Source organism: Duganella flavida, assembly GCF_009857445.1.
Taxonomy (GTDB): domain Bacteria; phylum Pseudomonadota; class Gammaproteobacteria; order Burkholderiales; family Burkholderiaceae_D; genus Rugamonas; species Rugamonas flavida.
Genome location: NZ_WWCN01000002.1, coordinates 287,528 through 300,666, shown reverse-complemented (window position 1 = coordinate 300,666; position 13,139 = coordinate 287,528). Strand labels below are relative to the sequence as shown.

The following is a 13,139-nucleotide window of genomic DNA, read 5'->3' as shown; positions in this document are numbered from 1 at the left end:
ACAGTCGCGCGTAATGCTTGAGAAATCTCAAAGCATTCCGCAAAAACGCTGCTATATAAAAAATAAAGTGTGATAACAGGAATACTTCGACCGCTTTGATAAACATCAAAAGTGCGAACTGCCTGTCCAAATGACAGAGCTGACCCCGAATGCTGAACTTGCATGGGGCTCGGCATTCCCTTAGAATTCAAAGCTCTTCCCATCACCTCTATCCCCCTTGGATACCGTGCCCTTTTGGGTGCAATTTCTTGCACTCTTCATCCTGATTTTATGCTCGGCCTTCTTCGCGATGGCTGAAACCGCCCTGATGGCGGCCAATCGCTATCGCCTGCGCCACGAAGCCAAACGCGGCAGCCGTCGCGCCATCACGACGCTGTGGCTGCTGGAACGCACCGATAAACTGCTGTCGCTGGTACTGATCGCTAACACGCTGTTCAATGCCGCCGCCACCGCGCTGGTGACGTCGATCGCCATCCAGACTTTCGGCCACGACGACAATGTGATCACGCTGTCGACCGGCGGCGTGGCCTTCCTGCTGATTGTGTTCGCGGAGATTTCGCCGAAAGTCATCGGCGCCACCTTCCCCGAAAAAATCGCCCTGCCCACCAGCATGGTACTGAAGCCGCTGATGGCGGTGTCCAAACCAGTGATCTGGTTCGTCAACCTGTTCGTGTCCATGCTGCTGAAAGTGTTCGGCATCACGGCCGGATCACATGCGCACGATCCGCGCCTGTCGCCGGAAGAGCTGCGCTCGATCGTGCTGGAAGGCGGTAACTTCATCCCGCAAAAGCACAAGTCCATCCTGCTCAACCTGTTCGACCTCGAAACCGTTTCGGTCGAAGACATCATGACGCCGCGCTCGCAAGTGGAAGCGCTCAACCTCGAACTATCGGTCGAAGAAATCAAGCGCGAGCTCACTACCTGCTACCACAACAAGCTGCCCGTTTACGAAGGCGAGATCAACCGCATCGTCGGCATTCTGCACGTGCGCAAGGCCGTAGCCCTGCTCAACCAGGAAGAAGAGCTGACCACCGAGCACTTCCGCGAACTGCTGACCACGCCCTACTTCATCCCGCAAGACACGCGTTTGTTCACCCAGCTCCAGTACTTCCAGGAGAACAAGGAACGGCTCGGCATCATCGTCGACGAATACGGCGAAGTGCAGGGCCTGGTCACCTTGGACGATATCATCGAAGAGATGATCGGCGAGTTCACCACCTCGACACCGGGCGCGGCCAAGGCCGACAGCTTCGGCTGGGACGCCAACGGCGAGTGCCTACTGGACGGCGCCACCCCGCTGCGCGACGTCAACAAGCGACTCGGCCTGAACTTCCCACTGGACGGCCCAAAGACCTTGAACGGCATGCTGCTCGAACTGTTGCAAGAAATTCCAGACGCGCCGATCAGCCTGAAGGTCGACCGGTGCATCATCGAAGTGGTGCAAGTACACGACCAGGCCATCAAAGTCGTCAAATTACGACGCCCGGCGGCCCGCTAACGCCCGTAAAAGCAAGCAAACGCGTGGGCGCATGCAACAGAGCGGAGTAAAATTGTTTCACGGGCTTTACAAAAATAGTGCCTGAGAGCATTATTTGGGATCGCCCTCCCTCCAACCTGACCCACGCGACTATGGCAGCAGTCCTTCCGAACACAGCGCCAGGCGCCCCAATGCCGGGGCTGGCGAGGGCATTGCTGCAAGCGGGACGTTTATCCGCCGCGCAAGCCGAGACCTTGCAAAAAAAAGCCGTCGCAGAAAAGCAGGCGTTCATCGACGTGCTGCTGTCGAGCGGCACCATCGATTCGAAAACGCTGGCCGCCTTCTGCGCCGAAACCTTCGCCTATCCGCTGCTGGATGTCAGCGCGCTCAACATCGAGACGCTGCCGCCCAAGATCATCGACAACAAGCTGATGCAAACCCAGCGGGTGATCGCGCTGGCCAAGCGCGGCAACAAAATGTCGGTGGCAATTTCCGATCCGACCAATATCCAGGCGTTGGACCAGATCAAGTTCCAGACCGAGTCCACGGTCGAACCGGTCATTGTGCCGCACGACGCCCTGCTGCAACTGCTGGCGCGCATCAGCAAGAGCAGCGAGCAAAGCATTGCCGACCTGGCCGGCGAGGAAGCAGATATCCAGTTCGCCGAGGAAGAAGAAGCCCCGGCCGCTGCAGCCGAGGCCGGCGCCAACGATGTGGAAGATGCCCCGGTGGTGCGTTTCCTGAACAAGATGCTGATGGATGCGGTCAACCTGGGCGCGTCCGACTTGCACTTCGAGCCGTTTGAAAAGTTCTACCGCATCCGCTTCCGCGTCGACGGCGTGCTGATGGAGCATGCGCAGCCACCCATTTCGATCAAGGAAAAACTGGTCTCGCGCATCAAGGTGCTGGCCAAGCTGGACATCTCGGAAAAGCGCGTGCCGCAGGATGGCCGCATGCGCCTGATCGTGTCGCCGACCAAGACCATCGACCTGCGTATCTCGACCCTGCCAACGTTGTTTGGCGAAAAAACCGTGATGCGTATCCTGGACGCCACGCAAGCGCAGATGGGCATCGACTCGCTTGGCTACGATCCTGACCAGAAAGAGATGCTGCTGGACGCCATCCAGCGCCCCTACGGCATGGTGCTGGTGACCGGCCCGACCGGTTCCGGCAAGACGGTGTCGCTGTACACCTGCCTCAACATCCTGAACAAACCCGGCATCAACATCTCGACTGCGGAAGACCCAGCCGAGATCAACCTGCCCGGCGTCAACCAGGTCAACGTCAACGACCGCGCCGGCCTGACCTTCCCGGTGGCGCTGAAATCGTTCCTGCGGCAAGACCCGGACATCATCATGGTCGGCGAGATCCGCGACCTTGAAACGGCTGACATTGCCATCAAGGCCGCACAAACCGGCCACATGGTGTTCTCGACCTTGCACACCAACGACGCCCCTTCCACACTGACGCGCCTGATGAACATGGGCGTGGCGCCGTTCAACATCGCCTCGTCAGTGATTTTGATTACCGCCCAGCGCCTGGCGCGCCGCCTGTGCAACTGCAAGCAGCCGGTCGATATCGCGCCGGACTTGCTGCTCAAGGCCGGCTTCAAGCCGGAAGAACTGGATGGTAGCTGGAAACCCTACGGCCCGGTCGGCTGTGAGCGCTGCAACGGAGGCGGCTACAAAGGCCGGGTCGGTATCTACCAAATTATGCCGATCACGCCCGCGATCGAAGCATTGATCCTGGCCCACGGTAATTCGATGGACATCGCTGCCCAGTCCGAGGCAGAAGGCGTGAAGTCGCTGCGCCAGTCCGGGCTGGTGAAAGTCAAAGGCGGTTTAACCAGCCTCGAAGAAGTGCTGGGCTGCACCAACGAATAGGAAAGTGATCATGGCGACATCGGGCAATCAGGTCAAGGAATCAGTCTTTGCCTGGGAGGGCAAGGACAAAACCGGCAAGACCGTACGCGGCGAGCTGCGCGCCGGCGGTGAGGCTGTGGTTAATGTGACCCTGCGCCGCCAGGGCATCATGGTCACCAAGGTCAAGAAAAAGGCTTACCGCTCGGGCAAGAAGGTCAGCGACAAGGACATCACCCTGTTCACGCGCCAGCTGGCCACCATGATGAAGGCCGGCGTACCGCTGCTGCAATCGTTCGACATCGTCGGCAAGGGCCACGCCAACCCGTCCGTGTCCAAGCTGGTGATGGATTTGCGCGCCGATATCGAGACCGGCACCAGCCTCAACCAGGCGTTCCGCAAGTTCCCGCTGTACTTCGATCCGCTGTTCTGCAACCTGGTGGGGGCTGGCGAACAGGCCGGTATTCTGGAAGACCTGCTGACCCGCCTCGCCATCTACAAGGAAAAAACGCAGGCCATGAAGGCCAAGATCAAATCGGCGCTGATGTACCCGGTGTCGATCCTGGCGGTGGCGTTTATCGTCACAGCGGTGATCATGATCTGGGTGGTGCCGGCTTTCAAGGAAGTGTTCGCCAGCTTTGGCGCCAACCTGCCGGCGCCGACGTTGTTCGTGATGGCGCTGTCGGAATTCTTCGTGAAGTGGTGGTGGCTGATTTTCGGCGGCATCGGCGCGGCCATCTACTTCTTCTTCCGCGCGTGGCAGCGCTCGCTGCAAATGCAGCGTTTTATGGACCGTCTGCTGCTCAAGCTGCCGATCTTTGGCGAGGTGATCCGCAAAGCCACGGTAGCGCGCTGGACCCGCACGCTGTCGACCATGTTTGCGGCCGGCGTGCCGCTGGTGGAATCGCTGGACTCGGTGGGCGGCGCGGCCGGCAACGCCGTGTACCTCGACGCCACGCGCAAGATCCAGAACGAGGTCAGCACCGGCACCAGCCTGACCGTCGCCATGCAGAACGCCGACGTGTTCCCGAATATGGTCACGCAGATGGTCTCCATCGGCGAAGAGTCCGGCTCGCTGGACGCCATGCTGGCCAAGGTGGCCGACTTCTACGAGGAAGAAGTGGACGACGCCGTGGCCTCGCTGTCGAGCCTGATGGAACCGGCCATCATGGTCATCCTAGGCGTGCTGATCGGCGGCCTGGTGGTGGCCATGTACCTGCCAATCTTCAAGCTCGGTTCGGTGGTGTAAGGTGGGACCAATCACCGTGATGACGGCGGACGACCACCCGGTGTTCCGCCAGGGCATCGCCAGCGTGCTGGCCAGCGATGCCGGTTTCAAGCTGGTGGCCGAGGCGGCCGGCGGGCGCGACGCCATCGCGCTCTACCGCAGCCTGCAGCCCGACATCGTGCTGATGGATATCCAGATGCCCGATCTCGACGGCGTCGAAGCCACGCACATCATCCGCAACGAATACCCGCACGCCGCCATCGTGGTGCTGACCACCTATGAAGGCGATGCGCTGGTGATGCGCGCCATCAAGGCCGGCGCGTCCGGCTATTTATTGAAGAATGCGGCCCGCCGCGAAATGTTGGACACCATGCGCGCCATCCACGGTGGCCAGCGCCACGTGCCGCCGCTCCTGGTGCAGGCAGTGGCGCGCCAGTTGCCGGGCGAAGCGCTGACACCGCGCGAAGTCCAGGTGCTGGAGCTGGCCGCGCTGGGCAAGAGCAACCGCCTGATTGGCCGCCAGCTGTGCATCGCCGAGGAAACCGTCAAGGTCCACATGAAGAACTTGATGGCCAAGCTGCAGGCCAACGACCGCACCCACGCCGTGCTGATCGCGCTGGGACGCGGCATCATCGGCGTGCGCACACGGCCACGGCCGGTGCTCAGCTAGCCCTGCGTTTCAGTACGTCCCATCCATGCCGCAAAGCGATAGCGCCAGCCATGCGGGCGCGGCGCCTGGTAGCAAATTTCGCCCGCTACCTTGAGGATCACTTCCGTGCCCTGCTCCGGCAAACTCAGCACCTCCAGCGTGCCAGCCAGATGCGCGGCGCGTGCACGCATGCCGGCCAAGCCGCGCGGCGGCTGCGCCATGCCCTTGCCATCGTCGCGCACATAGATCACAAAAAAATCGCAACCGTACACCAGCTCCAGCTCCACGTTGCTGGCCTGCGCATGTTGGAAGGCGTTGTACAGCACTTCACGCACGATGCCGTAGATTTCCTCGCTCCGGTCGCCGTTGATGGAGGCCGTCTCGCCGCTGGCCACCATGCGGAACGCCGTGCCGAAACTCTCCTGCAGGGATTGGCCGATGGCCGCCAGCGCCTGGCTCAGGTTGTCGCCATAAACCACCGGCATGCGTAGCGCGAGTATCTGGTGACGGCCTTCGGCCAGCACCTCGTCGGCTTGGTCGAGGATGTGCTCAATGGTGGCGCGCTCAACGCTGTCCGCCGCCAGCCGATGGCTCACGCCCTGGAAGCGCAGGATCAAGCCTTGCATGCTTTGCAGCAGGGTATCGTGCAAGCCGGTAGCCACGCGCTCGCGCTCGGCCAGCAAGCGCAAGCGGGCCTCGTAACCTTCGCGCACGCGGCGCTGGCAAAGTACGAAGACAGCAAGGAACGCCAAGCATGCCAGCAGCAGCCCGAGCATCAGGAATACAGGTGTCTGGGAAAACGACGACAAGGGGCGCTCCGCGCGGAAAAACAGAGCTATCACCTTGCCATTGTTCCAACGTTTTGCCCATCTCCCCGAGGGTATAAGGGCAGCTGGAAAAAGCAGCCGCAATGTTGCTGTAATGCTTTAAACTGAGCCCGTGATTATTTACGCCTATTGACGCCCATGTCGGAATCTACCCTGTTGTTCGCCCCTGCCGGTGTACTGGCCATCAGCCTGATCGCCGGCCTGTTCGGCCTGCTGTTCGGCAGCTTCCTCAACGTGGTGATCCATCGCCTGCCGATCATGATGCAGCGCGAATCGGATAACTATGTGGCCGCCGAAAGCGACCAGCCACTGCCGCACACCACGCGCTACAACCTGGTGGTGCCGCGCTCGGCCTGCCCGCACTGCAAGCACCAGATCACGGCGGCGGAAAACATCCCGGTAGTGAGCTGGCTGGTCTTGCGCGGCAAGTGCAGCAACTGCAAGGCGCCGATCTCGGCGCGCTACCCGGCGGTGGAACTGCTGACCGGCGTGCTGTCGGCGCTGGTGGTGTGGAAGCTGGGTAGCGGCTGGGCCGGGCTGTCGGCACTGTTCTTCCTGTACTCGCTGATCGCCATGACCTTCATCGACGCCGACACCCAATTGCTGCCGGATGACCTGACCTTCCCGCTGCTGTGGGCCGGCCTGCTGATGAATGTGAACGGCACCTTCGTGCCGCTGCAGGACGCGGTGATCGGCGCGGCGGCAGGCTATCTGGCGCTGTGGACCATCTACTGGCTGTTCAAGCTGGCCACCGGCAAGGAAGGCATGGGCTACGGCGACTTCAAGCTGCTGGCCGCACTGGGTGCGTGGATGGGCTGGGCCATGCTGCCGACCATCATCCTGCTGTCCTCGGTGGTGGGCGCGGTGGTGGGCATGGCCCTGATCGTGTTTGCCAAACGTGGCCGCAACAACCCGATTCCATTCGGCCCCTATCTGGCGGCGGCCGGCCTGATCGCACTGCTGTACGGCGGTCCGCTGTCGGCCTTCACCATGAACGTCGTCCATCCATGAGCGCACAGCCCTTTGCCATCGGCCTGACCGGCGGCATCGGCAGCGGCAAAAGTACCGTGGCCGACATGTTTGCGGCGCGCGGCGCCACCATCATCGACACCGACCTGATCGCCCACAGCATGACCGCGCCCAACGGCCCGGCCATGCCGGCCATCGTGGCCGAATTTGGTCCCGAGTTTGCGGATGCCAGCGGCGCCATGGACCGTGCCCGCATGCGCCAGCTGGTGTTCGGCGACGCCGGCGCCAAGGCGCGGTTGGAAGCCATCCTCCATCCACGCATCCGCGACGCCGCACTGGCGGCCGGCACGGCAGCCACCGGCAGCTACGTGATTTACGCCGTGCCGCTGCTAATCGAATCGGGCACATGGCGTGCACGGGTTGCGCGCCTGTTGGCGGTAGACTGTCCGGAAGAAGTGCAGATCGCCCGCGTCATGGCGCGCAATGGCCTGCCGGAAGCGCAGGTGCGGGCCATCATGGCGGCGCAAGTGAGCCGCGCCGAGCGGCTTGCAGCAGCGGATGATGTTATTGTCAATAATGCAGGAATCGACGCTTTGGCAGCGCAAGTAGACCGTTTGCACGCCTCATATCTGCAAATTCGCTGGTAATTTCGCGTAGAACGGCAATAATGCCTTCGCAACGTTTGTATTTTTGCTTGGCTTGCTTCAAAATCACGAGAATTCTTTGCAAGTCCATCTATAGAGGGATGTTATTTTGATCGTCTACGAATATCCTTTCAACGAGCGCATACGCACGTTGCTGCGCCTGGAGGATTTGTACGAGAAATTCAAGTTCTTTGTGCATCAAGAACATCCCATGCAACATCACGTTGCGCTGGCTACTATTTTCGACATGCTCGAAGTGGCCGGCCGCGCCGACCTGAAATCCGACTTGCTGCAAGAACTGGAGCGCCAGCGCCAAACGCTGCTGGGCTACCGCATGAATCCCAATGTGCAAGCTGAAACGCTGGACGCCATTCTCAACGAGCTCGATGGCGTTAGCAGCGCGCTGGTTGCCGCGCAAGGCAAGACCGGCCAGAACGTGCGCGAAAATGAATGGCTGATGAGCATCCGCGGCCGCACCATCATTCCGGGCGGTGCTTGCGAGTTTGATTTGCCGTCCTACTACGCTTGGCAGCAGCGTCCGGCCGAACAACGCTTCAATGACATCGCCAACTGGTTCGCACCGCTGGCGCCGCTGTTCGATGCGCTGGGACTGGTACTGCGCCTGCTACGCGATTCCGGCGGCCCGATCAAGATGATCGCCGTGGCCGGCAGCTACCAGCAGATGTTGCAGGGGAAGGTGTACCAGATGCTGCGCCTGACCTTGGATGCATCACAGGGGGCGATTCCGGAAATTTCGGCCAACAAGTACATGCTGTGGGTACGCTTCACTTCGCAAGGCGGTGACCTGAAACCCAAGCCGCTGGAAGATGATGTACCATTCGAGCTTACCCTTTGTAACTTCTAACGTAAGCTCATGACCACTGTTGTTGAATGCCCGACCTGCTCCGCCAAAGTGGAGTGGAAGCCGGAAAACAAATTCCGCCCGTTCTGCTCGGAACGCTGCAAAAAAATCGATTTAGGCGCGTGGGCCGAGGAAAAATATGTGATTCCTGCGGCTCCACCTAAAGATCCTCACGAAGAAGAGTAACGAACCTGTTCCAGCCATTCCAGCAATGGAATCGTGGCTGGCAGCAGCGGCTCTACGCCCACCGTTCCCTGCCACGCAAACGCCTGCCCTTCGAGGCTTTGCGGCTCGCCCGACCAGTCGCGGCTGATGTAGAAATGCAGCCGCACGTGCGCGTGCGGGTAGACGTACTCCACGCCGCACCACTCTTCCGCCGAGTGAATGACCAGGCCCAGTTCTTCGACGAATTCACGCTTCAACGCTTCGAGAATGGTCTCGCCCGGATCGACTTTACCGCCTGGGAATTCCCAGTAACCTTCATACGGCTTGCCAGTCGGACGCTGACCCAGCAGCAGATCGCCATTCGGCTTAATTAACACGCCGACTGCCACATCAACAGGCTTGTTGCTCATGCCAGCTTCCCTGCGTAGTCCTTGGCGAACTGCCACGCCACACGGCCCGAACGCGAGCCGCGCTGCAAAGCCCAGCGCAAGGCATCGCCACGCGCCACTTCAATCTGCGCCTCGCTGCAGCCGAGCGACGACAGCCAGTGACCAACGATGGCCAGGTAATCATCCTGCTTGAACGGGTAGAACGTCAGCCACAGGCCGAAACGCTCGGACAGCGAAATCTTCTCTTCCACCGTCTCGCCGGGATGCAGGTCGCCATTCTCGTCGTGCTTGTAGCTCATGTTGTCGGACATACGCTCCGGCAGCAGGTGGCGGCGGTTCGAAGTCGCATAAATCAGCACATTGTCCGACTGCGCCGAGATGCTGCCATCCAGCGCCACCTTCAACGCCTTGTAGCCGCTCTCGCCCTCTTCAAACGACAGGTCGTCGCAGAAGATGATGAAGCGCTCCGGACGGCCAGCGACCAGGTCGACGATATCCGGCAGCTCGGCCAGATCGGCCTTGTCCACCTCGATCAAACGCAGGCCATCCTTGGCGAACTGGTTCAAACAAGCCTTGATCAGCGACGACTTGCCGGTGCCGCGTGCGCCGGTCAGCAGCACGTTGTTGGCCGGTTTGCCGGACACGAACTGGCGGGTGTTCTGCTCGATCTGCTCTTTCTGCGGGCCGATGTGCTGCAAATCGTCCAGCGCAATCGACGACACGTGGGCTACAGCCTGCAAGTAGCTCGGGCCGTTGGCGCGCTTGCGCCAGCGGAAAGCAAAGCCGCGGTCCCAGTCAATCTGCGGCGCGGCTGGCGGCAGGATCGACTCTACGCGTGCCAGCAGCGCCTCGGCGCGCGCCAGGAATTGTTCGAGGGCGGCCGACATCTCAGGAACGGTAGTCGGCGTTGATCGACACGTAATCGTGCGACAGGTCGCAGGTGTAGACCGTAGCCGTCGCCGCGCCGCGCGCCAGCTTGACGCGTACCGTGATCTCGCTTTGCTGCATCACGCGCTGGCCGTCTTCTTCCTTGTAGTCTGGATTGCGGCCGCCGTTTTTGGCGACCCACACATCGTCCAGGTACAGGTTCAGTTTCGACACATCCAGATCATCCACACCAGCGTAGCCAATGGCGGCCAGGATGCGGCCCAGGTTAGGGTCGGATGCGAAGAAGGCGGTCTTCACCAGCGGCGAGTGGCCGATCGAGTAAGCAATCTTGCGGCACTCTTCCACGCTGCTGCCCTCTTCCACGATGATGCTCATGAACTTGGTCGCGCCTTCACCGTCGCGAATGATGGCTTGCGCCAGGAACAGCGACAGCTCGGTCAGGGCGTCGCGCAGCTGCGCGTATTCCGGCTGGTCGACCGAGGTGATTTCCAGCGAGCCGGCGCCGGTGGCGATCAGCATGAAGGAATCGTTGGTCGAGGTATCGCCGTCGATGGTGATGCAGTTGAACGAGTGGTTGGCAGCGTGCTTGACCAGCTGTTCCAGCACCGGCTGCGCCACTTTCGCGTCAAACGCCAGATAGCCCAGCATGGTCGCCATATTCGGCTTGATCATGCCCGCACCTTTCGAGATGCCGGTCAGGGTCACAGTATGGCCGCCGATGGTGACGGTGCGCGAGCCGGCTTTCGGCTGCGTGTCGGTGGTCATGATGGCTTCGGCCGCGTTGTACCAGTTGTCGGCTTTCAGGCCGGCCACGGCTTGTGGCAGGCCGGCGATGACTTTGGCGGCCGGCAGCGGCTCCAGGATCACGCCGGTCGAGAACGGCAGAATCTGCGCTGCATCCACGCCCAGCTGTGCCGCCAGTGCGGCGCAAGTCTCATTCGCCAGCGACAGGCCCAGCTCGCCGGTGCCGGCGTTGGCGTTGCCAGTGTTGACCAGCAGCGCGGCAATCGGCTTGCCGCTGGTTTGCGCGGCCGCCAGATGGGCTTTGGCGATCTGCACCGGCGCGGCGCAGAAGCGGTTCAGCGTGAACACGCCAGCCACGGTGGCGGTCGGCGCCAGCTTCATGACCAGCACATCTTTACGATTTGGCTTCTTGATGCCGGCTTCGGCAAAGCCGATTTCAACGCCGGCAACAGGCTTCAGTTCGGCGGCGACAGGCAGGGGGGAATTGACGGCCATAATTCTTGATCTCGTGGGTGGAAGGAGGAAGCCGCTATTGTAATACCTGCCGCGCCACCTGCGCATATTGTCAAAGATATCGTACAACTAACTGTTTTTTCAGACTTTTTAGTGAAAAAACCACAGAAATTAGCACAATCGTTCGGTTTAACGTTTTCCCATTTCATGCTTTGGGGCAATTTAGTCTACAGTATGAACCGAATGCCCCATCCCCGCATTGTCAAGAGACGCACCTGACGGCACAACCGTCATACCAACAATAATTCCCCCCATAGGACTAAACACATGAAAAAGCAATTGTTAGTAGCCGCCGTACTTGCCGCCACCGCCGCCATGCAGGCGCAAGCTGGCGCCCTGGATGACGGCAACCTGAGCATCAGTGGTTTCGGCACCGCAGCTGTCGCCAAGAGCAATACCGATGAAGCGAAATTCGCCCGCTACAACCAGGCTGATGGCGTCGGCGACAGCGCCCGCATTGGCCTCGACACCAACCTCGGCCTGCAAGCCACCTACAAAATTAACGACTGGCTGTCCGGCACCGCGCAAGTGCTGACCCGCAAAGCCACCCAGAACACCTTCACCACCGACCTGACCTGGGCCTTCCTGAAAGCCCGCATCAACGATGAAGTCTCGGTACGCGTTGGCCGTGTAGTGGTGCCAACCTTCCTGATTTCCGACTACCAGAACGTCGGCTACGCCAACACCATGATGCGTCCGCCGATCGAAATGTACGGCCAGGCCCCGATTGAAAACTCGGACGGCGCCGACATCAACTACCAGCACGCTTTCGGCGACCTGAATTTCACCGCCCAGGCCTTCGCTGGCGTTAGCCGCGGCAAGCTGTTCGTGTCCTCGGGCGCCGGTTCGACCGCGACCTACCGCGCTCCAGCAGCCGGCCTGAGCCTGACCGGCGAATACGGTCCGTTCCTGCTGCGCTTCGCCCACGCGCGCGCTGACATGACCATCAACGACCTGCAGCCCATCAATGCCCTGACCAACACCCTGGGCGCCATCGGTTTCGGCCAGCTGGCGTCGGACCTGAGCTTCACCAGCGGCAAGAAGATCGCCTTCACCTCGATCGGCGGCACCATGGACTGGAACAACATCGTCGGCCAGGCGGAATACGCCCAGCGCCGCGCTAAAGAAGCCGTCTACCTGCCGGACACCAACGCCTGGTACGCCATGCTGGGCTACCGCGTCGGCAAAGTGCTGCCGTACTACGCACACGCTTCGGCCAAAGGCGCTGGCAGCTCGGTCACCGTACCTGCCGCACTGGCCAAGATTCCTGCGCTGAACGCCGGCGTCAACGGCCTGCTGGCTTCGTCCGAGCAAACCTCCGACATCATCGGCGTGCGTTGGGACTTCGCCAAACAACTGGCGCTGAAAGTACAAGTGGATCGCGTGAAACCAGGCGCCAAATCGGGCCAGCTGATTAACGTGCCGGCCGCCGGCTACAACAAAGACGTGACCGTAGTAGCGGCCGGCGTCGACTTCGTATTCTGATCTGGAGACCATAATAATGAAAAAAATCGCAAGCGCTCTCCTGCTGTCCGCAATGGCTGCAGCTGCCGTACCGGCATCGGCTGAAATCGTCGTCATCGTCAGCAAGCAAAATCCGGCGACCCGCATGTTCTCGGAACAGGCATCGCAATTCTTCCTCGGTAAATCCAACCTGTTCACGCCGGTTGACCAGGCCGACGGCTCGGCCATCCGCAACGAGTTCTACCACAAGGTGGCGGACAAAGATGCGGCGCAGGTCAAGGCCCTGTGGTCCAAGCTGGTGTTCACCGGTAAAGCCACGCCGCCGAAGGAATTCCCGAACAGCGCCGAGGTGAAGAAAGCAGTTGCTGCTGATCCGAAGGCAATCGGGTATATTGACAAGTCGGCAGTTGACGACACTGTCAAAGTAATTTTGACCCTGCCTTAACCCCAGGTCGCCCTGC

At 60.8% G+C, this 13,139-nt stretch carries 14 protein-coding genes; 10 read left to right on the top strand and 4 right to left on the bottom strand.

The window, feature by feature from the left end:
* Positions 1-217 precede the first annotated feature (217 nt).
* The 4 genes from GTP46_RS03730 to GTP46_RS03715 all read left to right on the top strand — a co-directional run bounded on the left by GTP46_RS03730 (position 218) and on the right by GTP46_RS03715 (position 5,234).
* Positions 218-1,498 carry an HlyC/CorC family transporter gene (locus GTP46_RS03730; RefSeq protein WP_161005273.1) on the top strand — a complete coding sequence of 427 codons (1,281 nt, stop codon included), beginning with the start codon at positions 218-220 and terminating at the stop codon, positions 1,496-1,498.
* A gap of 131 nt (positions 1,499-1,629) precedes the next feature.
* Positions 1,630-3,360, top strand: coding sequence for a type IV-A pilus assembly ATPase PilB (gene pilB / locus GTP46_RS03725; protein WP_161005272.1), 1,731 nt, complete (start codon positions 1,630-1,632; stop codon positions 3,358-3,360).
* Between the two features lie 10 nt (positions 3,361-3,370).
* On the top strand, positions 3,371-4,585 hold the full coding sequence (locus GTP46_RS03720) for a type II secretion system F family protein (RefSeq protein WP_161005271.1): 1,215 nt from the start codon (positions 3,371-3,373) through the stop codon (positions 4,583-4,585).
* Between the two features lies 1 nt (position 4,586).
* On the top strand, positions 4,587-5,234 hold the full coding sequence (locus tag GTP46_RS03715) for a response regulator (RefSeq protein WP_371869548.1): 648 nt from the start codon (positions 4,587-4,589) through the stop codon (positions 5,232-5,234).
* On the opposite strand, the gene GTP46_RS03710 is transcribed toward GTP46_RS03715, so the two are convergent.
* Positions 5,231-6,022: a sensor histidine kinase gene (locus GTP46_RS03710; protein WP_161005270.1), complete on the bottom strand. Its 792-nt coding sequence runs from the start codon at positions 6,020-6,022 to the stop codon at positions 5,231-5,233. The two genes, GTP46_RS03715 and GTP46_RS03710, sit on opposite strands and share 4 nt — an antisense overlap.
* Positions 6,023-6,178: 156 nt before the next feature.
* Here GTP46_RS03710 and GTP46_RS03705 point away from each other — a divergent pair, with 156 nt between their 5' ends.
* The 4 genes from GTP46_RS03705 (at position 6,179) to GTP46_RS03690 (ending at position 8,701) form a co-directional block, all read left to right on the top strand.
* Entirely contained in the window at positions 6,179-7,051 is an 873-nt protein-coding gene (locus GTP46_RS03705) for a prepilin peptidase (RefSeq protein ID WP_161005269.1), read from the top strand.
* A complete protein-coding gene (gene coaE, locus GTP46_RS03700) occupies positions 7,048-7,656 on the top strand; it encodes a dephospho-CoA kinase (RefSeq protein ID WP_161005268.1) in 609 nt (202 codons plus the stop codon). The genes GTP46_RS03705 and coaE overlap by 4 nt, the downstream gene beginning before the upstream one ends.
* 106 nt (positions 7,657-7,762) lie before the next feature.
* Positions 7,763-8,518: a cell division protein ZapD gene (zapD, locus tag GTP46_RS03695; protein WP_161005267.1), complete on the top strand. Its 756-nt coding sequence runs from the start codon at positions 7,763-7,765 to the stop codon at positions 8,516-8,518.
* Positions 8,519-8,527: 9 nt separating this feature from the next.
* A complete protein-coding gene (locus tag GTP46_RS03690; protein ID WP_161005266.1) occupies positions 8,528-8,701 on the top strand; it encodes a DNA gyrase inhibitor YacG in 174 nt (57 codons plus the stop codon).
* Here GTP46_RS03690 and GTP46_RS03685 read toward each other — a convergent pair.
* The 3 genes from GTP46_RS03685 to argJ are packed head-to-tail and all read right to left on the bottom strand — an operon-like array spanning position 8,686 to position 11,196.
* Complete coding sequence (locus GTP46_RS03685; RefSeq protein ID WP_161005265.1) at positions 8,686-9,090, bottom strand: NUDIX domain-containing protein; 405 nt, start codon at positions 9,088-9,090, stop codon at positions 8,686-8,688. The genes GTP46_RS03690 and GTP46_RS03685 overlap by 16 nt on opposite strands.
* Positions 9,087-9,956, bottom strand: a complete 870-nt coding sequence (locus GTP46_RS03680) for an ATP-binding protein (protein WP_161005264.1) — start codon at positions 9,954-9,956, stop codon at positions 9,087-9,089. Before GTP46_RS03680 ends, GTP46_RS03685 begins: the two co-directional genes overlap by 4 nt.
* Before the next feature lies 1 nt (position 9,957).
* Positions 9,958-11,196, bottom strand: coding sequence for a bifunctional glutamate N-acetyltransferase/amino-acid acetyltransferase ArgJ (gene argJ / locus GTP46_RS03675; RefSeq protein WP_161005263.1), 1,239 nt, complete (start codon positions 11,194-11,196; stop codon positions 9,958-9,960).
* Between the two features lie 285 nt (positions 11,197-11,481).
* On the opposite strand from argJ, the gene GTP46_RS03670 reads away from it, so the two are divergent.
* Positions 11,482-12,699, top strand: a complete 1,218-nt coding sequence (locus tag GTP46_RS03670) for a porin (protein ID WP_161005262.1) — start codon at positions 11,482-11,484, stop codon at positions 12,697-12,699.
* Positions 12,700-12,715: 16 nt separating this feature from the next.
* Positions 12,716-13,123: a type 2 periplasmic-binding domain-containing protein gene (locus tag GTP46_RS03665; protein ID WP_161005261.1), complete on the top strand. Its 408-nt coding sequence runs from the start codon at positions 12,716-12,718 to the stop codon at positions 13,121-13,123.
* Positions 13,124-13,139 lie beyond the last annotated feature (16 nt).